This is a genomic window from Kitasatospora sp. NPDC059577, from assembly GCF_042735475.1.
Taxonomy (GTDB): domain Bacteria; phylum Actinomycetota; class Actinomycetes; order Streptomycetales; family Streptomycetaceae; genus Kitasatospora.
The window spans coordinates 191,494-213,612 of record NZ_JBHWBZ010000004.1; the positions used below are offsets into that span (position 1 = coordinate 191,494).

Sequence of the window (22,119 nt, forward strand, 5' to 3'; positions counted from 1 at the left end):
GCTCTCCGGTCCCGTCGGATCGTCCAGGAGAAGAGCTCCGTACGCCGACGATCCAGGAGGATCCTCCAAGCCCGGAGGGGTCCGGAGCGCGCTGGGTGTCCGGGTCACGACCACGGGTCACCGGCCCCTCGCTCGGACGGGTGAAATCCCGCCGACCCCCGCAACCCGCTCACCTCGGGTTCCGATGGCCGAAACCGGTAACGATCAACCGGGAAGCTTCCCCACGGTCAGCCATTTGGCGGTAAGAAGTGCTGTTGGACAACCACCGGCAGACACCACGTCAGCCGATGCGCCGACAGACCCAGCCGCCCGCCCGCCACAGGGAGCCCCACAGGTGAGCCAGCCGGAAATGCAGCCCGAGGAGAGTGCCTGGGGCAAGGAGATCGGCGAGGAGGACCCGCCCGCCGCCGCCGTGGTCCGCCGGGCCCCGACCCGCCACCACACCGACCTGAGCACCCGCCAGTTCCCGCTCGGGGACTGGGGTGAGCCGGCCGAGCGGCTGGAGGAGCTCTACCGGTGGTCCGAGGAGCGGGCGGTGGAGGCCATCGAGTGGTACCGCCGGGACCGGGTCTGGAAGCGCCGGTGGGCGCGCCTGCTGCGGTTCGGCACGGCCGGCTTCGCGGTGGGCGGGGTGACCGCCCCGCTGGTCGACCTGGCCGGCGGCTTCGCGCACGGCACCGGCTGGGGCTACGTCGGCCTGGCGCTCTCCGCCGCCTGCTACGGCGCCGACCGGGCCTTCGGCCTCACCTCCGGCTGGATGCGGGACGTCTCCACCGGACAGGCCCTGCAACGCCGCCTGGAGGCCTTCCAGTTCGACTGGGCGTCGGAGTGCGTGCGCGAGGTGCTCGGCCCCACCGAGGGCACCGCGGGCGAGGCCGCCGAGCGCTGCCTGGGCGTGCTGCGCCGGTTCTGCGAGGACATCTCCGACATGGTCCGCACCGAGACCTCGGAGTGGATGCTGGAGTTCCGCGCGTCGATGACCCAGCTGCCCACCCAGACCCCGGGGAGCTGGGGCGGACGCTCCGAGCCGGGGGTGGGCGCCCAGGTGCGGGTGCTGCCGCCGCCGGGCACCCGGCCCACCATGCCGCGCCAGCGGCCGCCGGAGGGGCCGCTGCGGTAGGGCGCCGCGGGCGGGCAGCCACTGCGGGCGGCTCCGACGGGCGGGCGGGCGGGCGGGCCGGCCGGGCGCTACGCGAAGACGATCATCGAGCCCTGGGTGACGCTCCTGGTCGCCGCCGCGTACAGGCCCGACCAGGCGTGCCGCTCCCGGGCGAAGGGGTGCACGTCGTCGATCGGCGGCCCGAAGGGCTGTTCCAGACCGGTCGGGCCGAGCGGCCGGGTCGGGTCCGGCGGGTTGAGCGGGTCGATGCCCAGCGCCGGTGCCACGGCCTGCAGTTCGCGCAGCAGTCCGTGGCTGGAGCCGAGCGGGCCGCCGGAGGCCAGCAGCGCGTCGTCCACCAGCGGCACCGCGAACTCGACCGGCACGTACGCGCCCGCGTGGTCGAAGTGCCAGACCAGGTGCGACTGTTCGGCGCTGCTCTCGAACATCTCCAGCAGCTGCTCGTAGTCGCCGCCGAGCGCGTCGACCGGGGTGATGTCCAGACCGGTGAGGCCCAGCAGGAAGGCGCGGCGCAGGAAGTGCAGCGAGTCGTAGTCGAAGGCTGCTATCGGCTCGACCGCGCCGCTGATGCCCGGGACGTACTCGTAGACCGGCACCTCGGGCAGCCCGCGCGAGGCCAACACCGTGTTGTAGAGGGCTAGATCGTCCCGGAAGGGGTTGTCGGGGCTGTGGCTCAGCACGTCCACCAACGGGACGAGCCAGAGGTCGCAGGCCATGGCCGGCAGTTCCTCTCCGGGCGGCGGGGGATCGCCCTCGGGGCGGGGCGACGACGGGGGGGTCGGTACCCGGACGGCCCTTTCGCGGGGCCCCCGGTCCGATGCCCGACCACCCTACCGGCCCGGGGCGGCGTGCGGGCCGGGCCGTCCCTGCGGGGCCTCGGGGGGCGGCGCGGACAGCCGACGGCCGAACCGGCCGTACGGCACCGAGCGCGGCTGCGGCACCAGGCCGAGGCCCAGTCCCAGCTCACGGCCCAGTTCGCGGCCGACCTCGTCGCCGCGCGGGGGCCGCTCGGCGCGGGCCGCACCGGGCTCGGCGGCCGGTCCCGGCGGGGGCCCGGGCAGGGGCTCCGGGGCCGACGGCCCGCCGGGGCCCGGCGGCTCCGGCGGCGTCTGCGGTCCGGTGGTCTCGGCGAGCAGCCCGAGCACCGTCACGGACTCCAGCGGCTGCCCGGCCAGCTCGGCCAGCAGCCGGGCGGTGTACAGGTTGTACTCGCAGATGATCCGGTGCGCGCCGGCCAGGTCGTGCGCCTCGATCGCCCCGACCAGCTCCGGGTGGCGGTCCCAGCAGACCCCGGCCAGGCTGGGCATCTCCCGCAGGTAGGGGGCGGCGAACATCCAGGACTGCACCCGCAGCCAGTCCAGGTACTCGGCGATCCGGCGGTTGCCGAGCAGTCCGGCGACCTCCTGCCAGAACCTGCGGTCGCAGCCCACCATCACGTCCAGGTTCCCGGCCCGGGCGGCCCGGACGGCCGCGTCGGCCCGGCGGTGCAGCGAGGGCAGCCGGCTGAGGTCGGGCAGGGCCCGGCGGGTGACGAACTGGCGGTGGAAGCTGTCGGTGAGCAGCACCCGGGACTCGAAGATCTCCAGGAAGTCGTCCCAGCACAGCTCGGGCACCGTGAAGCCGCGGTGGTGCTCGGCCCGCAGCAGCCCCTGCGCGCCGAGGTCGACCAGCGCCTCCCGGGCCGGGGTCGCGGAGACGCCGTACAGCTCGGCGATCTCCTTGACGGTGAAGTTGCGGCCGGCCGCCAGGCGGCCGGCCATCATCTCCTCCCGCAGCGCACCCGCGATCTGCTCGCGCAGGCTGTTGCGCTGGATGACGGGGCGGGGGGCGTCGCCTGCGCCGTTGACGGGCATGGGCGCGACCTCCTCGGGCGGTCCTACCGTGCCGGCCCTCTTGGGCCGACGGGAACACGACGAGTGCTCATCTTCTCAAACCCGCCCGGGCCGGGTCCGAACCAACCCTCCCGAACGCCGCCCGCCCGGCCCGGATCAGCGCTGGACCGGCGCCGGGATCCCCAGCAGGCGGTCCCGCAGCACCGGGAAGTCCGCACGCGCCGCGGCCACCTCGGCCGGGTCGAACTCGACCGTCAGCACCTCCTCCTCCGTCCCCGCCTCGGCCAGCACCCGGCCCCACGGGTCCACCACGATGCTGTGCCCGGCCTGCTCCACCCCCGCGTGCGTCCCGGCGGTGTTGCACGCCAGCACGAAGGCCTGCTCCTCCACCGCCCGGGCCCGGGCCAGCAGCGTCCAGTGCTCGCGCCGCCGGGCCGGCCAGGCCGCCGGGACCACCAGCAGCTGCGCACCGGCGTCCAGCAACGCCCGGAACAGCTCCGGGAAGCGCAGGTCGTAGCAGGTGGCCAGGCCCAGCGTGGCGAAGTCGGTGGGCGCGGTGACGATCTCCTGACCGGCGCCCATCACCACCGCCTCGCCACTGTCGAAGCCGAAGCGGTGGATCTTGCGGTAGGTGTGCACCAGCTCGCCGTCCGGGGCGAACAGCATCGAGGTGTTGTAGATCGGCCCGTCCGGGTCGCGCTCGACGATCGAACCGGCGTGCAGCCAGACCCCGGCAGCCCGGGCGGCGGCCGCCATCGCGTCCGAGGTGGGCCCGTCCAGGCCCTCCGCGCCGTCCGACCAGAGGTCGTACGCGAAGCCGCCGAGCGGCCACAGCTCCGGCAGCACCACCAGGTCGGCGCCCTGCTGCGCCCGGACCAGCGCCGCCGCCCTGGCCCGCCGCTCGGCGGGCGGCTCGGCGTCGGAGACCGCGAGTTGGATCAATGAAGCGCGCACAGTACCACCGTCCACGGCAATAGACCTACGATCGTCACCCGAAAGCGCTGCCCAGCTGTCCCCCGGCAGCGTAACGTGCGGTTAGCGTGCGCGCCCGGAAGCCGGACCATCCCGGTCGGCGGTGACGGCGGGGCGCGGACGGCAAGGAAGCTGACGGAGGGCCGGAGATTCCCGTGACGGACAACCAGACCGTGCAGGCTTACACGGAGGCGTGGGCCCAGAGCATCGAGTCCATATCGGAGCTGGTCGCCCCCCTCCCCGAGGGCTCCTGGAACCGGGCCACCGAGTGCCCCGGCTGGTCCGTCCGGGACGTCGTCTCACACGTCATCGCGGTCGAGTCCGAGCTGCTCGGCGACCCGCGCCCGATCCACTCGCTGCCGCGTGACCTCCGTCACGTGACCACGGAGTTCGCCCGCTACGTCGAGCTGCCGGTCGACAAGCGCCGCTGCCACACCGCGCTGGAGATGACCGGCGAGCTGGAGTACACGATCATCCGCCGCTCCCGGGCGCTGCGGAACGCCAAGCAGACGCCCTCCGAGCCGGTGCGCTGGCCGGCCGGGCCGCTCGCCCGGGACGTCCCGTACCACGAGCTGCTGCGGATGCGGGCCTTCGACGTCTGGGCGCACGAGCAGGACCTGCGCCGGGCCCTGGACGCCCCCGGCAACCTGGACGCCCCGGCCGCGCTGATCGCCCGGGACCTCCTGCTGGAACTGCTGCCCAAGGCCGTCGCCAACAAGGCCGGCGCCCCGGCCGGGACGGCCCTGGTGCTGGACGTCACCGGCCCGGTGGAGTTCCTGCGCACCGTCCGGGTCGACGCCACCGGCCACTGCACCGTGGACGAGTCGATCAGCCTGGCCCCCGACGTCCAGCTCACCATGGGCTGGGAGACGTACGTCCGGCTCGCCTGCGGCCGCGGCCGGCCGGGACCGGTCTCCGTCGAGGGGGACAAGGAGCTGGCCGAGCGGGTGCTGGCGAACTTCTCGGTCACCATCTGAGCTCCGGCCCCCACCACCCGGCGTGCACGCACCACCGCACGCCGGGTCGGCACCACTCGTGCGTCCATGCGTCAACCCGGCACCAGCCACCTCACCTGTTCGGCCTCGTTGTTCCCGGCGGTCCTGCCATCACCCGGAAGAACGAGGAGCAGTCCCGTGGACGACGAACAGAGGGCGATGGTGCTGGTGCGGTCGAGCTTCCCGGTCACCGGGCAGCCGATCAGAGTCGTGATGATCGACGGGGAGCCGTGGTTCGTCACGACGGACGTGTGCCGGATCCTGGGCCGCGGCAACCCGACGGACGCCGTCAAGGTGCTGGAACCCCACCAGCACCTCGTCGTCGACCTTCGATCGGTAACCCTTGTTCGGAACAAGGGTTACAACGTTTCCGCAGGTCAGAAAGCCTACCGGCGGGGGAATCCACTACTCGGCGTCGTCAGTGAAGCCGGTCTGTACGGCCTCCTGATGAGGTCGGACAAAGCCGCTTCCAGGCCGTTCCGGGAGTGGGTCACCGACGACCTCCTGCCCTCCGTCCGCCGCGGGGACACCGACGTCCCGACCCAGCAGCGGAGGATGGCGGAGACCCTGGCCGAGGCGATCGGACAGCAGGTGGAGGTCATCGCCGAACTCGATCGCGAGGGTTGGCCCCGGGTCTACCTGCGGTCCGACGGGACCGTGCACTGCAAGCACGGGGAGATGCGCTTCGACGTACCGACACGCGAGGACGACAGCGGCCCGCCCTTCGGCGGCTACTTCTCCTGTCCGAGTGTCGAGCGGGTCGGCATCAGGGGTGGCACGGCCGTCCCGCGGTGCTCGAAGGTCAAGATCGTGGATCTGGTCCGCATGCTCGTCCTGGCACCTGCACCGCTCCCTGTCGGTGACGGACCGCTGACCGTGGAGCTGCACGGCGCGCGGATCCTCGGAACGGCCCGGCAGATTTCGGACCTGATGCGCGAGTACGGCCGCTGAGCCGCGTGCGCATGCTCTCGGAAATTCCGAGGGCCTGCGCATGTCCGCAGGTCGGAAACCCTACGCCCCGGCCGCCGCGACCTTCCGGCGCAGCCGCAGGATCATCGCCGCGCCCACCGCCAGCGGGACGTACTGCCAGCAGAACGCCCAGCGGAAGGCGGTCGCCGAGTACGACCCGGCGCCGTCCGGGGAGAGCGCGTCCAGCAGCACGCCGATGCCGAACAGCGTGATCATCGTGCCGATGAAGCCGCCCATGTTGACGATGCCGGAGGCGGTGCCGAGCCGCTCCGGGGGGTTCCCCGAGCGCGCGTAGTCCAGGCCGACCAGCGAGGCCGGGCCGTTGCTGCCCATCACCAGGATGATCCCGACCAGCAGCCAGGTCGGCGGGTGCCCACCGGGCCAGGACAGCACCAGCGCCCAGCCGAGCGCGGTGGTCACGATGACGGTCAGCACGATCGGCATCCGGGCACGCGCCGTGGCGGAGAGCAGCCGCCCGAAGACGAAGCCGAAGGTCATGTTGCTGAGCACCAGCAGGGTCAGCAGCCCGCCGGCGCCGGCCCGGGACATCCCCTGCGCCTCGACCAGGTAGGGCAGGCCCCAGAGCAGGCCGAAGGCGTTGCCGGGGAACTGGGTGGTGAAGTGCACCCACAGGCCCAGCCGGGTGCCCGGCTCCCGCCAGCAGGCCGCGACCTGTCGGCGGAGGCCCGGCCGGTCGCGCCGCTCCACCGGCCGCACCGGGGCTGCCGGCGCGGCCGACGCCTGCGGCGCTTCCGGGGCTCCGTGGTCCGGTGACTCCCGGAGGAACAACGCGACCAGTGCGAACACGGCGACGCCGAGCAGCGCGATCGCGGCGAAGGTGGGGGTCCAGCCCTCGCTGTGCAGCGCCTGCGCCAGCACCACGGTGGTGACCAGGTTGCCACCCATCCCGGCCAGACCGGTCAGCTGGGCCACGAACGGGTTCCGGGCCGCCGGGAACCAGCGGGCGGCGATCCGCAGCACGCTGATGAAGGTCATCGCATCGCCGCAGCCGAGCACCGCCCGGGAGGCCAGCGCGGGGGCGAAGGAGGAGCTGAACGCGAAGGCCAGCTGTCCGGCGCTCAGCAGTACGACCCCGAGCAGCAGCACCCGGCGCGGGCCGAAGCGGTCCACCAGCAGACCGACCGGGATCTGCATGGCCGCGTAGACCAGCACCTGGAGGATCGAGAAGGTGGAGAGCGCCGAGGCGCCGATGCCGAAGCGGTCGGCGGCGTCCAGGCCGGCCACGCCGAGGCTGGTGCGGTGGATGACGGCCAGGACGTAGACGCTGACGCCGACGGACCAGGCCAGCCAGGCCGCGCGACCGCCGGGCGGTGCGGGGGCGGGTTCGTGGACGGCCGGGGGCTCGGCGCCGGGCCGGGGAGCGGAGGCGGACAGGGGTGCTGCTGGACTGGCGGGCTCCACGGTCATAGTGCGACCAGGTTAGTCATCCCATGATGGGAGGCCCAGGGCGGGGTTCGGTCGCCCCGGGGCGCACCCGCGACCCCCCGGGCCCGCGGATCCGCCGGTGCGCTCCCCGGCTCCCCGACCCCGGCCCGGCCCCGGAACGCGGACGCCCCGACCCGGCCCGGCCCGGCCCGGTTGCGGAACGCGAACGCCCCGGCCCGGTCGCGGCCCGCTTCAGCCCGTCAGGGTCCAGGACACCGAGCGGGTCATGAAGCGGTCCCGGAAAGCCTCGTCCCGCACCCAGTCGGTGGTGTCCCGGACGGTCGCCGTCACGGTGGCCGTCCGGCCCGGAGCCACGTCCAGCTGCGCGGTGTCCAGCCAGGAGCCGTCGGCGGACTGCGGCGTCACCGGGACGCCGTCCACCTTCCACTCCACCTTCAGCTGCCGCGGCCCGGTCAGCGGCAGCGGCCGGACGTCGAGCCGGGGCCGCCCCGTCACCTCGCCGGGCGCCGGGTGCGGGGCGTCGGTCGGGCGGATCTTGCGGTACAGCTCCTCGATGATCGCCTCGCGCGAGGGCAGGTTGTAGGCACTGCCCAGGGTCCGCATGACCGAGTCCTGGGTCGGCCGGTAGAGGCCGTTGGCGCTGCGGTACGCCCCGACGACGCCGGCGCCGTCCGGGGACACCGCACCCAGCCAGCGCCACCACTTGGTCTGCTTCCTGCGCATGTCGTCGGCGTTGAGGGCGGAGAGGTTCGGGTAGTCGGCGTCGTCGGGGGCGCTGTCGTACTCGTCGCCGAGGTCCCCCACGGTGTGCCCGATCTCGTGCTGGATGATCCGCCCGGCGTCCTGGCTGCCGCCCGCCAGGGTGGTCACCCCGGTGCCGCCGGCGCCGCCGTACTCGGTGGAGTTGGCCAGCGCTATGAGGTACTGCGGCCCGGCGCCGTCCCCCGCGTACCGGGCGGTGGCGGCCTCGTCGGCGCAGAGCAGCCGGGCGGTGCCCTCGCACCAGAAGTGCATGCCGAGCGGGGTGGCCGGGTTGCGGCCGCGGCTCTCGCTCTCGGCTATCCCGGAGGACGGGGAGACCACCTCGACCCGCCTTATGTTGAAGAAGCCCTGGTAGGTGCGGAAGGGCTCGATGTCCATCAGCGCGTGCCAGGCCCTGTCGGCCTGCTGGTGGAACAGGTCCTGCTCGCCGGTCGTGTAGCCGTCGCCGAGCAGGACCAGGGTGATCCGGTTGGCCGGGTCCCCGGTGCGGCGTATGTCGACGGTCGGGGCGGCCGCGGGTATCCGCTGGTCGGCGCGGAGCGCGGTGTGCGGCGGCACCGCCCGGTCGGCGGGGGCCCCCGGCCCGATCACGCCGAACGGCGAGGGGCCGGCCAGTTCCAGGGCGGCGGGGAGCAGGGCGGTGGACACCAGCACGAGCGCGGCCAGACTCCGAACGAGACGGCCAGGGTTGCCAGACGGCATACGGGTGCGTCCTCGGGGTTCCGGTCACCCGGCGTCGCCCGGGTGGTGGAGCGGAGACGTACCCGGACCGGCGTGTCGCCCCCACCGGCGGACGCAAATGTCACCGACCTGGCCGAACGATCCGCATCCTCCCAGCCGTGCGGGTCATACCAATCATCAACCCTCACGGCTCCGGCACCGGTTCCGCCCGGCGACCCCGGCACCGGTTCCGCCCGCGACCCCGGCACCGTTCCCCCGTACGGATCCCGCCGCGCTCCCGGTACCCCGCCCTCAGCGATCCGCCGCCGCGCCCTCAGCGATCCCCCGCCGCCGCCTCAGCGCTTCCGGAAGCCGAGCACCAGATGGGTGCCCAGCCCGAAGAGCAGTCCCCAGAAGGCCGAGCCGATCCCGAACAGGCTCATCCCCGAGGCACTCGCCAGGAAGGTCACCACCGCCGCGTCCCGTCCGCGCTCCTCCGCGACCGCCGCGGCCAGGCTCCCCTGCAGCGAGGCCAGCAGCGCGACCCCGGCGATCACCGCGATCAGCTCCTTCGGCAGCCCGGTGAACAGGCTCACCAGCACCCCTCCGAAGCTGCCCACCAGCACGTACAGCACGCCCGAGGACATCCCCGCGACGTACCGGCGGCGCGGGTCCGGGTGGGCCTCCGGGCCCGAGCAGATCGCCGCCGTGATCGCCGCCAGGTTCACCCCCGGCGAGCCGAACGGCGCCATCAGCACCGACACCGCACCGGTCGAACCGATCAGCAGCCGGTCGTCCGCCCGGTAGCCGAACGCGCGCATCACCCCGAGGCCCGGCGCGTTCTGCGAGGCCAGCGCGACGATCGTGAGCGGCAGCGCCAGCCCCACCAGCGCCGACCAGGAGAACGCCGGCACGGTCAGCACCGGCACGGTCGGCCCGCCCTGCCCCAGGTGCGGTGACAGCCCGACGGTGAGCGCCGCCAGCACGCCGCCGACCAGCAGCGCGACCGGCACGGCGTACCGCGGCGCGAACCGCCTGGCCAGCAGGAAGGCCGCGAAGCTGCCCAGCACCAGGGCCGGAGCACTGTGCACGGCGCCGAAGATCCCGGCGCCGAAGGAGAACAGGATGCCGGCGAGCATCGCGTTCACGATCCCCACCGGCACCGCCGCGATCAGCCGGCCGAACCAGCCGGTCACCCCGAACAGCGCCACCACCACCGCGCTCACCAGGAACGCCCCGACGGCCTCCCGGTACGGGTAGTCGCCCAGGCTGGTCACCAGGAGCGCGGCCCCGGGGGTGGACCAGGCGGTGATCACCGGTGTCCTGGTCCACCAGCTCAGCGCGAAGCCGCTCACCCCGCTGCCGATCGCCACCGCCCAGATCCAGGACGCGGTGTGCGCCGTGTCCAACCGGCCGGCGGACGCCGCCGCGAGCACCACCACCAGCGGTCCCGAGAAGGACACCGCGACGCACACCAGTCCGGCCAGCAGCGCCGGCCCCGACACGTCCCGCCGCAGCGACCGACGTTCCCCGCTCTCGACCGGCGTCGTCTCCGGTCGGATCGTCAGCTCATCCGTCATCCCGGCAGTATCCCGAAGCACCCCTGCGAAGGCTCCCGAAAAAGTTTTTGAACCCACCTGCAACCCCCGCCGGGGATGCGCGTCCATACAAGTGAAGGCACGGAGAGCGAGACCGGCAGAGCCGGGGGGCGCTTCCGCTCGATGGGAGCGGGGCCGGTCACCTTCACACCACACACCGTCAGTCACATGACCCTGGGGAGTCACGTCATGCGCACGCCCGTTATCACCCGTTTTGCGAAGAACGACCGCGCGCTCTCCGGCCGCCGCCGCATCGCCGTCCTCGCCGCCACCACCGTCCTCGCCGGCGGCATCCAGTTCCTCGCCACCGACAGCGCCTGGGCCTGCGGCGCACCGGACGTGGCGGCCACGTCGACCCGCACCGCCCAGACCGCCCCGGCCGTCCAGCACAAGGGCACGGTCGAGAACGGGTTCTTCATGACGCCGTCCCTGGCCATCACGGCCGGCGGCTCGAAGGTCGAGATCCCGGTCGAGGTCGTCAACTTCACCGGCGCCCCGTACCGCGCGGTCACCCCGGCGCTCGCGCTCTACAACGAGAAGGGCGCGCCGCTGCGCACGCAGGACCTGACCGTCGAGGTGGGCGGCCCCAAGGGCTGGGAGAAGGTCTCCCTCGTACGCGGCTGCGACCCCAACCTCTACGCGGTCGGCAAGCACAGCGAGCCCCTGGCCGACGGCCGGGCCGCCCACTTCACCTTCCGGGTCGGCCTCTCCGCCAAGGCCCCCGCCGACCTCCACGAGATCCGGGTCGGCCTCGCGGCGAACACCGAGGACGGCGAGCACGCACCGTGGGTCTTCAAGACCATGTCCGTGTCGTTCCCCGCGTCGAAGCCCCAGCAGCCCACCGCCACCGCGAAGCCGACCACCCCGGCCAGGACCGCGAAGCCCGCCGAGCCCGCGAAGCCCGCCAAGCCCGCGCCCACCAAGGCCGCCGAGCCGGCCGCCGACCACACCCCGGCCAAGGCGCCCGCCGCGACCCCCACCGCCGCACCGGCCACCACCGCGCCCGCCGGCACCCCCGAGCTGGCCCAGACCGGCGCGTCCGGCACCGACACCTTCCTCGCCGTCAGCTCCGCCGCTCTGCTCGCCCTCGGGGCCGGCGTCCTGCTCGCCGTCCGCCGGCTCCGCCACCAGCGCTGACCGGCGCCGACCGCCATCCGAGGGGGCCGAACGGACCTCGGCCCCCTCGGGCGAAAAAAAATCTCGAACCACCTGCAACCCCCGCCGGGGATGCGCGTCCATACAGATGAAGGCACGGAGAGCGAGACCGGCAGAGCCGGGGGGCGCTTCCGCTCGATGGGAGCGGGGCCGGTCACCTTCACACCACACACCGTCAGTCACATGACCCTGGGGAGTCACGTCATGCGCACGCCCGTTATCACCTGTTTTGCGAAGAACGACCGCGCGCTCTCCGGCCGCCGCCGCATCGCCGTCCTCGCCGCCACCACCGTCCTCGCCGGCGGCATCCAGTTCCTCGCCACCGACAGCGCCTGGGCCTGCGGCGAGAAGGTCGGCGACACCACCGCCGTCACCGCCCCTGCCGCCCCGACCGCCAAGCACGACGGCAACTACAGCATCGACTTCCACATGACCCCGGACGGCCAGACCATCACCGCGGGCGGCGCCAAGGTCGAGATCGGCGTCGGCGTCACCAACTTCACCGGTGCCCCGTACCAGAACGTCTCCGCGGCGCTCGCGCTGTTCAACCCGAAGGGCGGCCTCCGCAGCGAGGACCTCACGGTCGAGGTCGCCACCGCCGGCGGCTGGAAGCCGGTCGGCCTCCGCCACGGCTGCGACCCGACGCTCTTCACCGTCAACTCCCCCGCCACCACCACCGCGCGCCTGGAGAACGGCCGGGCCGCCAATTTCATGTTCCGGGTGGGTATCTCCGCGAAGGCGCCGAAGGACCTGGCCGACCTCCAGGTCGGCCTGGTCGCCGCGGCCCCCGGCTTCCCGGACGAGATCGGCGAGAGCCACACCTTCCACGTCGCCCGGACCGCCGAGCCCGCCAAGCCCGCGCCGACCACCCCGGCCAAGCCCGCCAAGCCCGCCAAGCCCGCACCGACCACCCCGGCCAAGGAGACCAAGAAGGCCGAGCCCGCCGCCGACAAGACCCCCGCCAAGGCCCCCGCCAAGGCCGCCGAGCCCGCCAAGGCCCCCGCCGCCGCTCCCGCCACCCCGGCCGAGATCCCGGCCACCACCACCCCGGCCACCACCGCGCCGGCCGGCACCCCCGAGCTGGCGCACACCGGCGCCTCCTCCACCAACACCTTCCTCGCCCTCTCCTCCGCCGTGCTCCTCGCCCTCGGAGCCGGCGCCCTGATCGCCGTCCGCCGACTCCGTCCCCAGCGCTAGTCGACGAACGGGAAGGACGAAGGGGCCCCTCCTCCGCACGGCGGTGCGGAAGAGGGGCCCCTTCGTCGTCACTCAGGACCTGCGGGCCGTCAGCCCCAGGTGATCAGGCGCTTCGGGTACTCCAGCAGGGCGGCCACGTCGGCCAGCACCTTGGAGCCCAGCTCCCCGTCCACCAGGCGGTGGTCGAAGGAGAGCGCCAGCGTCGTCACCTGACGCGGGACGACCTTGCCCTTGTGCACCCACGGCAGTTCCCGGACCGCACCGAAGGCGAGGATGGCGGCCTCACCGGGGTTGAGGATCGGGGTACCGGTGTCGACGCCGAAGACGCCGACGTTGGTGATGGTGATCGTCCCGCCCTGCATGTCGGCCGGCGAGGTCTTGCCCTGGCGGGCGGTCTCGACCAGCTCGCCGAGCGACACGGCCAGCCCCGAGAGGGTCTTGGCGCCGGCGTCCTTGATGTTGGGGACGATCAGGCCGCGCGGGGTGGCCGCGGCGATGCCGAGGTTCACCTGGCCCCTGATGACGATCTCCTGGGCCGCCTCGTCCCACTGGGCGTTGACCTCGGGGTGCCGCTTCACCGCGGTGAGCAGCGCCTTGGCGACCAGCAGCAGCGGGCTGACCCGGACGTCGCGGCCCAGCTCGCCGCTCTCCTTGAGCCGGCGGACGAACTTCATCGTGCGGGTCACGTCGACCTGGACGAACTCGGTGACGTGCGGGGCGGTGAAGGCCGAGGCCACCATCGCCTGCGCGGTCGCCTTGCGGACGCCCTTGATGGGCACCCGGACATCGCCCGTGCCGGACACCGGCAGCGGCGCCACGACCGGCTCGGCCACGACGGCCGCGGCGGTCTCGGCCACGGGGGCGGCCGGCGCCGCCGGAGCGGCCTGGGCCGCGGCGTGCGCGTGCACGTCCTCGCGAGTGATCACGCCGTCCCGGCCGGTGGGGGTCACCGCGCGCAGGTCGACACCCAGGTCCTTGGCCAGCTTGCGGACCGGAGGCTTCGCCAACGGCCGCTCCCCGGCGGGCAGGTCGACCGGCAGCGCCGGAGCAGCCGGGGCCGCCGGAGCGACCGGAGCCGCCGGAGCGGGCACGGCCGGGGCCGGCGTGGCCGCGGTGACCTTGGTGGTGGTCGTCCGCCGGGCCCGGCGCTGGCTGCCGCCGGTGCGCGGGCCGTACCCGACCAGCACCTCGCGGCGCTCGGGCTCGGCCTCCTCGGCGGGGACCGGGGCGGCCGGAGCGACCGCTGCGGGGGCGGCCGGAGCCGCGGCGCCCGCCTCCCCGGCGACCGCGATCGAGATGATCACGGTACCCACGTCGACGGTCGCGCCCTCGGGGAAGTGCAGCGCCTCGACCACCCCGTTGAACGGGATGGGCAGCTCCACCGCGGCCTTGGCGGTCTCCACCTCGCAGACGACCTGCCCGTCGGTGACGGTGTCACCGGGCTTGACGTACCAGCTGAGGATCTCGGCCTCGGTGAGGCCCTCGCCCACGTCGGGCATCTTGAACTCGCGGAGCGAGCGAACTTCGGTGGTCATCTTCGCTCCCCGGTATCAGTACGCGAGCGCGCGGTCGACGGCGTCGAGCACGCGGTCCAGGTCGGGGAGGAAGGCCTCCTCGACGCGGGACGGCGGGTACGGCGCGTAGTAGCCGCCGACCCGCAGAACCGGTGCCTCCAGGTGGTAGAAGCACTTCTCCGTGAGCCGGGCGGCCAGTTCGGCGCCCATGCCCAGGAAGACCGGTGCCTCGTGCACCACGACGGCCCGACCGGTGCGCTTGACCGACTCCTCCAGGGTGGTGAAGTCCACCGGGGAGAGCGAGCGCAGGTCGACGACCTCCAGCCGGCGGCCGTCCTCCTCGGCGGCCGCGGCGGCCTCCAGGCAGACCTTGACCATCGGGCCGTACGCGATCAGCGTCGCGTCGGTGCCGGGCCGGACGATCCGGGCGTCGTGCATGCCCAGGTCGGCGGCGTCACCGACCTCGCCCTTGTCCCAGTAGCGGCGCTTGGGCTCCAGGAAGATGACCGGGTCGTCGGACTCGATGGCCTGCCGCAGCATCCAGTGCGCGTCGTGCGCGTTGGAGGGGGTGACCACGCGCAGACCGGCGGTGTGCGCGAAGTACGCCTCGTGCGACTCGCTGTGGTGCTCGACCGCGCCGATGCCACCCGCATAGGGGATGCGGATGGTGACCGGCATCTTGACGTGACCGAGCGCGCGGGCGTGCATCTTCGCCAGCTGGGAGACGATCTGGTCGAAGGCCGGGTAGACGAAGCCGTCGAACTGGATCTCCACCACCGGGCGGTAGCCGCGCAGTGCCAGGCCGATCGCGGTGCCGACGATGCCGGACTCGGCGAGCGGGGAGTCGATCACCCGGTCCTCGCCGAAGTCCTTCTGCAGGCCGTCGGTGATCCGGAAGACGCCACCGAGCTTGCCGATGTCCTCGCCCATGAGGAGGGTCTTCGGGTCGTTCTCCAGCGACTTGCGCAGCGCCCCGTTCAGCGCCTTCGCGATGCTCAGCTGACCGGCCATCAGAGGTTCTCCCCCGCCTCGAAGGACGCCGCGTACTCGACGTACTCGGCCCGTTCCTCATCGACCAGTGCGTGCGGCTCGCTGTACACGTGGTCGAAGATCAGGGTCGGGTCCGGGTCCGGCATGCCGCGCACGCCCTCGCGCACCCGCAGCCCCAGCTTCTCGCTCTCGGCGTCGACGGCGGCGAAGAACTCCTCGTCGGCCAGGCCCTCCTTCTCCAGGTGGGCGCGGAGCCGGGTGATCGGGTCCTTGGCCTTCCAGGCCTCGGTCTCCTCGGCGTGCCGGTAGCGCGTGGGGTCGTCGGAGGTGGTGTGGGCACCCATCCGGTAGGTGAAGGCCTCGATCAGCACCGGGCCGTTGCCGTTGCGGGCGTGGTCGAGCGCCCAGCGGGTGACCGCGAGGCAGGCCAGCACGTCGTTGCCGTCGACCCGGACGCCGGGGAAGCCGAAGCCGGAGGCGCGGCGGTACAGCGGGATCTTGGTCTGGGTGGTGGTGGGCTCGGAGATCGCCCACTGGTTGTTCTGGCAGAAGAACACGACCGGCGCGTTGTAGACCGAGGCGAAGGTGAAGGCCTCGTTGACGTCGCCCTGACTGGAGGCGCCGTCGCCGAAGTACGCGATGACCGCGTCGTCGGCGCCGTCCTTGGTGATGCCCATCGCGTAACCGGTGGCGTGCAGCGTCTGCGAGCCGATCACGATGGTGTACAGGTGGAAGTTCTTCTCGTTCGGGTCCCAGCCGCCGTGGTTCACGCCGCGGAACATGCCGAGCAGGTTCAGCGGGTCGACGTCGCGGCACCAGGCCACGCCGTGCTCGCGGTAGGTGGGGAAGGCGTAGTCGCCGGTGCGCATGGCACGGCCGGAGCCGACCTGGGCGGCCTCCTGGCCGAGCAGCGAGGCCCACAGGCCCAGCTCGCCCTGGCGCTGCAGTGCGGTGGCCTCGCCGTCGAACCGGCGCACCAGCACCAGGTCGCGGTAGAGGGCGCGCAGCTCCTCGGGAGTGGTGGTGAGGGGGTAGTCCGGGTGCTCGACACGCTCGCCTTCCGGCGTGAGCAGCTGGACGAGTTCCGGCTGGGCGTCCTTACCCGTGGCGCGGAGGGTGTCAGGAACAGCGGGGGCCGCCTTCTTGCGAGCCCTCGCCGTGCTTTTGACGGTCACGTTCACTCCTCGGTCTGTCCGGCCGCCCGGGGTCGCCGGTGACCGGTCCGGTCACCGCCTCGCGGGGCGCGCGTGGGTGTGCGCACCTACTGCGGGGCAGGTGGTGATCCTGTTCCGACGGCGTCCCTCACGAGAACGTTACCCAGCGTCCGCCCCTGGCGCGCTTGCGCTAGGACGTCCTACTTGTTCAGGGCCTACAACCCCGAGGGTGCCGCGCTCGGACCGCCGTCGGAAGGGTGGGGGTGACGGGCGACGTGACGCAGCTCTCAATCCGAGCGCCTTCAGGACACCAGCGCACGTTATCCGGGCGGACGCCCGTACGTAAGGGGGTTCTCGGTATCGGTTTCGGATGGGTCTGGCCGGATCACGTCTTTACGCCGGTGCGAACGATAGGTCTTTCCTACGGTGATATGGGAGGCTTTGGACGTGGCTGATAACGGACGAATCAGGGTATTCCTGCTCGATGATCACGAGGTCGTCCGGCGGGGCGTGCACGACCTGCTCTCGGTCGAGGACGACATCGAGGTGGTCGGCGAGGCCGGGACGGCCGCCGAGGCGATCACCCGGATCACCGCGGTGCACCCCGACGTCGCGGTGCTCGACGTCCGGCTGCCGGACGGCAACGGGGTCGAGGTCTGCCGCGAGGTCCGCTCCAGGCTGCCGGAGATCAAGTGCCTGATGCTGACCTCGTTCTCGGACGACGAGGCGCTGTTCGACTCGATCATGGCCGGCGCCTCCGGCTACGTCCTGAAGGCGATCCGCGGCACCGACCTGATCACCGCGGTCCGGGACGTCGCGGCCGGCCGCTCGCTGCTCGACCCGGTCGCCACCAGCCGGGTGCTCGCCCGACTGCGCGACGGCGGCGAGAAGGAGGACGAGCGACTGTCCCAACTCACCAAGCAGGAGCGGCGGATCCTCGACCTGATCGGCGAGGGGATGACGAATCGTCAGATCGGCAACGAGTTGCACCTGGCCGAGAAAACGGTGAAGAACTACGTCTCCAGTCTGCTCGCCAAGATGGGCATGGAGCGACGCACCCAAGCGGCCGCCTTCGTGGCGCGGCACCAGGCCGACCACCAGTACTGACCCAGGGCTACACAGTCCTGACGGTTTGTCAAGGACCCCCGCTGAGGGGCCATACCCTCTGGCTGTGACTTTCAGCCAGACCCTCGCCTGCGCCCCGGCCCGTCCCGACCTCTCCGCACCGCCGATGGGGACCCTCAGTCCGCCCGTCCCGCACACCGCGCTCGCCGAGGTCCTGGCCCGTTACCGGGTGGGGCGCCTGTCGACCGCCGAACCGGTCGCCGAAGGCCTGCTGAACCGGGGGTACCGGGTCACCACCGAGGCCGGTTCGTACTTCCTGAAGTGCTACGTCGACACCGCCACCGCCAGCCGTCCGAAGATCCTCGCCCACCACCGCGCGATGGCCGCGCTGAACACCCTCGGACTGCCCGTCGCACCCCCGCTGGCCTGCGCCGAACGGTCCGGCACGGTGGCCGGCTGGGGAGGGCGGCTGTTCGCGCTGTTCCCGTGGACGGACGGCCGGCACCGGCACGGCAGCGAGCTCGACCTCCCGCAGTGCGAGGCGCTCGGTGCGCTGCTCGGCCGGCTGCACGGCGCGCTCGACGACATCTGCGCCCCCCTGGATCCGCCCGCCGGCTACCGCAGCGCCGACCCCGCGGACAGCGCCGACCTCGCCCGCGACCTGCGCGGCCGCGCCCGTGCGCACCGCCCGCACGGGGAACTGGACGCGCTGGTCGAGCAACGGCTCACGGAACGGCTGGAACTGCTCGCCGAGCACGCCCACCGCCGCCCGGTCCCGCTGGCCGCCCCGCCCACCGGCTGGACCCACGGCGACTTCCACGGCCTCAACCTGCTGTACGACGACGGCCCGGCGGGCGGGCGGGTGAGCGCCGTCCTGGACTGGGACAAGCTCGGGCCGCAGCCGCGCGCCGAGGAGGCCGTCCGAGCCGCCACCCTGCTCTTCAACGACCGGGCGTCCGGCGTCCTGGACCTGGTCCGGGTCCGGCGCTACTCACAGGCCTACCGGGCCTCCGGCGCCGCCACCGCCGAGCACCTGGCCGCAGCCGCCCACCGGGTGTGGTGGGAGCGGCTGAACGACTTCTGGATGCTGCAGTGGCGCTACCAGCGGGCCGACCACCGGGCCGACCCGCTCTACCCCGGCTCGGCCGGGCAGCTGGCGTGGTGGTGCCAGGAGTACGAGCAGGTCCTGGACGCCTTCGCCAACTGACCGGGTCAGGGGGTCTGCGTCCCCGTCGGCTTCGGGTCCGGCTTCGGCGGCGGGTTGCTGGGCGTGCCGCCACCGCCGCCCGAGGTCGGCGTCGTCCCTCCGGTCGGCCCGCCGGTCGAGCTCGCCGACGCCGACATCGACGACGTGTGACTGGGCGTCGTCGTCGGCGACGGCGTCATGGTGTGCTTGCCCGAACCCGGCGACGGCGACATGTTGGTGCCGTTGTTCCCGGTGTTGTTGCCGCTGTTGTTGTTGCCGGGCTCGGTCGGCTGCTGCGGCTTCTTGCTGTTGGAGAGCGAGGGCTGCGGGCTCGGCAGCCCGCTCTGGGCCGGCGTGGTGGGCTCGGGCGTGCTGACCACCGGCGCGGGGGTCGGGGGCACGACATGGTCGTTGGTGCCGCCGACGTCACCGCCGGTGAGCGCGAACGCGATGCCGGCACCGGCCGCGACCAGCACGGCGATACCGCCGGCCACCCAGGCCCACGGCCCGCGCCGCCGGCGGTACCCGTCGTCGTGGCCGTCGTCGTCGCCACCGCCGTACCCGCCGCCGGCCGCCGAGTAGGACGAGGCGGGGGTGTGCGGGCCGTTCCCGCCCGGGTAGGGCAGCGCGGAGGTCTGGTCGCCCGGGTGGACCACACCGAAGGCCGCGGTGGCCGCCGCCTGGTCCGGCCGGAGCACCTGGGTCGCACCGGTGTCGCCGGCCGCGCCGACCCAGCCGGCCCCGGCGGCGCCGTGCATCTCGCGCAGCGCGTGCTGCAGGTGGGCGCGGAACTCGTCGGCGTCCTGGAAGCGGTCGTCCGGGTTCTTGGCGAGCGAGCGCAGCACCAACGCGTCGAGGCCGACCGGCACCCGGCCGTTGGCCTGCGAGGGCGGCACCGGCGGGTCCTGGACGTGCTGGTAGACCACCGAGAGCGGGGTGTCGCCGGTGAACGGCGGGCGCAGCGTGAGCAGTTCGAACAGCATGCAGCCGGCCGCGTACAGGTCGGAGCGGTGGTCGACCGGCTTGCCGAGCGCCTGCTCGGGCGAGAGGTACTGCGGGGTTCCCATGACCATGCCGGTCTGGGTCATCGTGGTGGCGCCCCCGGTCAGCGCCCGGGCGATGCCGAAGTCCATCACCTTGACCGCGCCGGTGGTCGTGATGATCACGTTGGCGGGCTTGATGTCGCGGTGGACGATGCCGTGCCGGTGGCTGTAGGCGAGCGCCTCCAGCACCCCGGCGATGATGATCAGCGCCTGGTCGACCGGCGGCGCGTCCTCGTCCGCCAGCAGCTCGCGGACGGTCCGGCCCTCGACCAGCTCCATCACGATGTACGGCGTGGACTCGTCCCCGACGTACTCCTCGCCGGTGTCGTAGACCGAGACGATGGAGTGGTGGTTGAGCGCCGCGACGGCGTGTGCCTCGCGGGTGAAGCGCAGCCGGGCGACCTCGTCCTGGGCCAGTTCGCCGCGCAGCAGCTTGACGGCGACGGTGCGGCCCAGCCGCACGTCCTCGGCGGCGAAGACCTCGGCCATGCCGCCGCGGCCCAGCCGGTGGGTCATCCGGTAGCGGCCGTCGCCGACGGTGCCCAGCGGTGCGGCACTGCCGCGACCGGGGGTGTGCGGGCCTCCGGCGCCGAAGGCGGGCGGCAGCGCCGAGGTCGCGGCCTCGCTGCCGGGCTCCGGGATCCTCGGCGTCCCGCCGGTCCGGCCGGCCGCTCGGGCACCCGCGTCGTCGTCCGGCTGCTGCGTCTGTGCCATCGCTCCTCGCCCCGGGCGTTCGCTCGGATCGCGGTGCCCTGTCGCTTACGTATTCCCCGAACGCTACCGCCTCCGGGAAGCGCACGTGGCATGCCCGAACCGGCTGGAAACCGTCAGAGCAGGCCATTCCGGTCGGCCGGGAGGTCGACCACCAGCACGTTCGCCGGGCGGTCGGCGTGGCTGAACTTGCCGCCGGTCTTCTTGTCGGCGTTGTCGACCACGATCGCGATGATGATGCCCGCGAGCACCAGCACGCCGATGATGATCCCGACCACGACCACGACCGTCGAACAGCCTCCGCCGCCGGGCGCCTTCGGCTGCTGGTACGGCGGCATCTGCTGCGGCGGCGGGGTGTGCGCCTGCTGCGGCCCCCCTTGCTGGAGGTACTGCGGGTGCGGCGTGTGCGGGGCCTGCGCACGCGGCGCCTGGAAGGCGGGCGGCGGGGTCTGGTACTGCTGCTGCCCCTGCTGGAGGTACTGCGGGTGCGGCGTGTGCGGGGCCTGCGGACGCGGGGTCTGGTAGGCCGGCGGCGGGGTCTGGTACTGCTGCGGCTGCCCCTGCTGGAGGTACTGCGGCTGCGGCGTGTGCGGGGCCTGCGGGGCCTGCGGGGCCGCGTGCACCGAGCGCGGGCCCTCGTTGATCACCAGCGGGGTGCTGGCCTGCAGCTTGTGCCCGCTGCCGCCGCCCTTGGCGGCCTCGATCAGCCGCTCCGCCTCGTCCCGCATCGCCGCCGCGCTCTGGAACCGGTGCGCCGGGTCCTTGCGCAGCGCCTGGGCGACGAAGGCGTCCACCTCGGGGGGCAGCGAGTGGTTGAGCGTGGAGGGCGCCGGCGGCTCCTCCTGGACGTGCTTGTAGGCGATCGAGAACGCCGAGTCGCCGTCGAAGACCAGCTGGCCGGTGATCATCTCGAAGAGCATCACGCCGACCGAGTACAGGTCGGAGCGGGCGTCCACCGGCTTGCCGAGCGCCTGCTCGGGCGAGAGGTACTGCGGGGTGCCGACCACCATGCCGGTCTGGGTCATCGACGTCACGCCGGACTCCAGCGCCCGGGCGATGCCGAAGTCCATGACCTTGACGTTGCCCTTGCGGTCGAACATGACGTTGCCGGGCTTGATGTCGCGGTGCACCAGGCCCATGTCGTGCGAGGCCTCCAGCGCGTTCAGCACGCCGACGGTGACCCGCAGGGCCGCCTCGGTCGGCATCGCGCCGTACTGGCCGATCGCCTCGTTGATCGCCTCGCGCAGGCCCTGGCCGTCGATCAGCTGCATGACGATGTACGGCGTGCTGGAGCCGTCCGGGGCGACGTCCTCGCCGCTGTCGTACACCGTGACGATGTTCGGGTGTTCCAGCCGGGCCACCGCCTGGGCCTCGCGGCGGAACCGCTCCTTGAACGAGTCGTCCCGGCCCAGCTCGCTGTGCATGCTCTTCAGCGCGACCTGCCGGTCCAGCACGCTGTCGTAGGCGAGGTGCACGGAAGCCATGCCGCCCTCGCCCAGCAGCCGCTGCAGCACATAGCGGCCGTTGCCCAGGGAGAAGCCCTCGACCGCCGCGTTGCCGTGCTCGCTCATGGTCCTCTGCTCCCCCTCGGCGCGGGCATGCTGCCGCATCCGTGACGTTCGGTCTCGGCCGTGCGTGGTGGGCCCGGCCCGCTGGCCCGGCGGACCCCTGTCGCGGCGGCTCGACCGGCCTGCGACAGGGGTCAGGGTATCGGCTCGCGCCGACGGTGATCGGCCCAGGGCCGTTCCGGGGCCCGGGCGGGCGGCTCCGGATCCCGGCGGCACGGCCC

The 22,119-nt window shown here is 73.1% G+C and carries 18 protein-coding genes; 7 read left to right on the plus strand and 11 right to left on the minus strand.

From position 1 onward, the window contains the following. Nucleotides 1–334 precede the first annotated feature (334 nt). On the plus strand, nt 335–1,120 hold the full coding sequence (locus ACFV0O_RS06285) for an SLATT domain-containing protein (RefSeq protein ID WP_380337040.1): 786 nt from the start codon (nt 335–337) through the stop codon (nt 1,118–1,120). A gap of 68 nt (nt 1,121–1,188) precedes the next feature. On the opposite strand, the gene ACFV0O_RS06290 is transcribed toward ACFV0O_RS06285, so the two are convergent. The 3 genes from ACFV0O_RS06290 to ACFV0O_RS06300 form a co-directional block, all read right to left on the minus strand. Next, nucleotides 1,189–1,836 carry a hypothetical protein gene (locus ACFV0O_RS06290; protein WP_380337042.1) on the minus strand — a complete coding sequence of 216 codons (648 nt, stop codon included), beginning with the start codon at nt 1,834–1,836 and terminating at the stop codon, nt 1,189–1,191. Between the two features lie 114 nt (nt 1,837–1,950). Next, the gene (locus ACFV0O_RS06295; RefSeq protein WP_380337045.1) at nt 1,951–2,973 is read right to left on the minus strand and encodes a GntR family transcriptional regulator; all 1,023 of its coding nucleotides are present in this window, start codon (nt 2,971–2,973) and stop codon (nt 1,951–1,953) included. 135 nt (nt 2,974–3,108) lie between these two features. Beyond that, nucleotides 3,109–3,906 (minus strand): carbon-nitrogen family hydrolase, encoded by a 798-nt coding sequence (locus tag ACFV0O_RS06300; RefSeq protein WP_360260101.1) that lies wholly within the window; start codon nt 3,904–3,906, stop codon nt 3,109–3,111. Nucleotides 3,907–4,079: 173 nt separating this feature from the next. On the opposite strand from ACFV0O_RS06300, the gene ACFV0O_RS06305 reads away from it, so the two are divergent. Together ACFV0O_RS06305 and ACFV0O_RS06310 are read left to right on the plus strand one after the other, a co-directional pair. Beyond that, nucleotides 4,080–4,901 (plus strand): maleylpyruvate isomerase family mycothiol-dependent enzyme, encoded by an 822-nt coding sequence (locus ACFV0O_RS06305; protein ID WP_380337049.1) that lies wholly within the window; start codon nt 4,080–4,082, stop codon nt 4,899–4,901. Between the two features lie 156 nt (nt 4,902–5,057). Continuing rightward, nucleotides 5,058–5,870: a Bro-N domain-containing protein gene (locus ACFV0O_RS06310; protein ID WP_380337051.1), complete on the plus strand. Its 813-nt coding sequence runs from the start codon at nt 5,058–5,060 to the stop codon at nt 5,868–5,870. A gap of 60 nt (nt 5,871–5,930) precedes the next feature. Here the strand turns inward: ACFV0O_RS06310 and ACFV0O_RS06315 are convergent, their stop codons facing one another. The 3 genes from ACFV0O_RS06315 to ACFV0O_RS06325 all read right to left on the minus strand — a co-directional run bounded on the left by ACFV0O_RS06315 (nt 5,931) and on the right by ACFV0O_RS06325 (nt 10,297). Then, on the minus strand, nt 5,931–7,283 hold the full coding sequence (locus tag ACFV0O_RS06315) for a nitrate/nitrite transporter (RefSeq protein WP_380337217.1): 1,353 nt from the start codon (nt 7,281–7,283) through the stop codon (nt 5,931–5,933). A gap of 243 nt (nt 7,284–7,526) precedes the next feature. Continuing rightward, nucleotides 7,527–8,759, minus strand: a complete 1,233-nt coding sequence (locus tag ACFV0O_RS06320; RefSeq protein WP_380337054.1) for a M64 family metallopeptidase — start codon at nt 8,757–8,759, stop codon at nt 7,527–7,529. A gap of 314 nt (nt 8,760–9,073) precedes the next feature. Further along, nucleotides 9,074–10,297 (minus strand): benzoate/H(+) symporter BenE family transporter, encoded by a 1,224-nt coding sequence (locus ACFV0O_RS06325; protein WP_380337057.1) that lies wholly within the window; start codon nt 10,295–10,297, stop codon nt 9,074–9,076. Nucleotides 10,298–10,504: 207 nt separating this feature from the next. Here ACFV0O_RS06325 and ACFV0O_RS06330 point away from each other — a divergent pair, with 207 nt between their 5' ends. After that, nucleotides 10,505–11,452 (plus strand): hypothetical protein, encoded by a 948-nt coding sequence (locus ACFV0O_RS06330; protein WP_380337060.1) that lies wholly within the window; start codon nt 10,505–10,507, stop codon nt 11,450–11,452. A 222-nt stretch (nt 11,453–11,674) separates the two neighbouring features. Then, entirely contained in the window at nt 11,675–12,667 is a 993-nt protein-coding gene (locus ACFV0O_RS06335) for a hypothetical protein (protein WP_380337063.1), read from the plus strand. 89 nt (nt 12,668–12,756) lie between these two features. Here ACFV0O_RS06335 and ACFV0O_RS06340 read toward each other — a convergent pair whose 3' ends face one another. From ACFV0O_RS06340 to pdhA, 3 genes are read right to left on the minus strand one after another with little or no spacing between them, the layout of a single operon-like run. After that, the gene (locus ACFV0O_RS06340) at nt 12,757–14,202 is read right to left on the minus strand and encodes a dihydrolipoamide acetyltransferase family protein (RefSeq protein WP_380337066.1); all 1,446 of its coding nucleotides are present in this window, start codon (nt 14,200–14,202) and stop codon (nt 12,757–12,759) included. A gap of 15 nt (nt 14,203–14,217) precedes the next feature. After that, on the minus strand, nt 14,218–15,192 hold the full coding sequence (locus tag ACFV0O_RS06345) for an alpha-ketoacid dehydrogenase subunit beta (protein ID WP_380337069.1): 975 nt from the start codon (nt 15,190–15,192) through the stop codon (nt 14,218–14,220). Further along, a complete protein-coding gene (gene pdhA, locus ACFV0O_RS06350) occupies nt 15,192–16,346 on the minus strand; it encodes a pyruvate dehydrogenase (acetyl-transferring) E1 component subunit alpha (protein ID WP_380337072.1) in 1,155 nt (384 codons plus the stop codon). The genes ACFV0O_RS06345 and pdhA overlap by 1 nt, the downstream gene beginning before the upstream one ends. A gap of 426 nt (nt 16,347–16,772) precedes the next feature. Here pdhA and ACFV0O_RS06355 point away from each other — a divergent pair, with 426 nt between their 5' ends. Continuing rightward, nucleotides 16,773–17,432: a response regulator gene (locus tag ACFV0O_RS06355; RefSeq protein ID WP_380337076.1), complete on the plus strand. Its 660-nt coding sequence runs from the start codon at nt 16,773–16,775 to the stop codon at nt 17,430–17,432. Nucleotides 17,433–17,496: 64 nt separating this feature from the next. Then, nucleotides 17,497–18,597: a phosphotransferase gene (locus ACFV0O_RS06360; protein WP_380337079.1), complete on the plus strand. Its 1,101-nt coding sequence runs from the start codon at nt 17,497–17,499 to the stop codon at nt 18,595–18,597. 5 nt (nt 18,598–18,602) lie between these two features. Here the strand turns inward: ACFV0O_RS06360 and ACFV0O_RS06365 are convergent, their stop codons facing one another. Continuing rightward, a complete protein-coding gene (locus ACFV0O_RS06365) occupies nt 18,603–20,333 on the minus strand; it encodes a protein kinase (RefSeq protein ID WP_380337082.1) in 1,731 nt (576 codons plus the stop codon). A gap of 113 nt (nt 20,334–20,446) precedes the next feature. Continuing rightward, on the minus strand, nt 20,447–21,901 hold the full coding sequence (locus ACFV0O_RS06370; protein WP_380337085.1) for a protein kinase: 1,455 nt from the start codon (nt 21,899–21,901) through the stop codon (nt 20,447–20,449). Nucleotides 21,902–22,119 lie beyond the last annotated feature (218 nt).

Coding starts and splice junctions, on each gene's coding strand:
- ACFV0O_RS06295 (WP_380337045.1), bottom strand. CDS start 2,973: ATGCCCGTCAACGGCGCAGGCGACGCCCCCCGCCCCGTCATCCAGCGC.
- ACFV0O_RS06325 (WP_380337057.1), bottom strand. CDS start 10,297: ATGACGGATGAGCTGACGATCCGACCGGAGACGACGCCGGTCGAGAGC.
- ACFV0O_RS06345 (WP_380337069.1), bottom strand. CDS start 15,192: ATGGCCGGTCAGCTGAGCATCGCGAAGGCGCTGAACGGGGCGCTGCGC.
- ACFV0O_RS06340 (WP_380337066.1), bottom strand. CDS start 14,202: ATGACCACCGAAGTTCGCTCGCTCCGCGAGTTCAAGATGCCCGACGTG.
- ACFV0O_RS06365 (WP_380337082.1), bottom strand. CDS start 20,333: ATGGCACAGACGCAGCAGCCGGACGACGACGCGGGTGCCCGAGCGGCC.
- ACFV0O_RS06330 (WP_380337060.1), top strand. CDS start 10,505: ATGCGCACGCCCGTTATCACCCGTTTTGCGAAGAACGACCGCGCGCTC.
- ACFV0O_RS06370 (WP_380337085.1), bottom strand. CDS start 21,901: ATGAGCGAGCACGGCAACGCGGCGGTCGAGGGCTTCTCCCTGGGCAAC.
- ACFV0O_RS06320 (WP_380337054.1), bottom strand. CDS start 8,759: ATGCCGTCTGGCAACCCTGGCCGTCTCGTTCGGAGTCTGGCCGCGCTC.
- ACFV0O_RS06290 (WP_380337042.1), bottom strand. CDS start 1,836: ATGGCCTGCGACCTCTGGCTCGTCCCGTTGGTGGACGTGCTGAGCCAC.
- ACFV0O_RS06335 (WP_380337063.1), top strand. CDS start 11,675: ATGCGCACGCCCGTTATCACCTGTTTTGCGAAGAACGACCGCGCGCTC.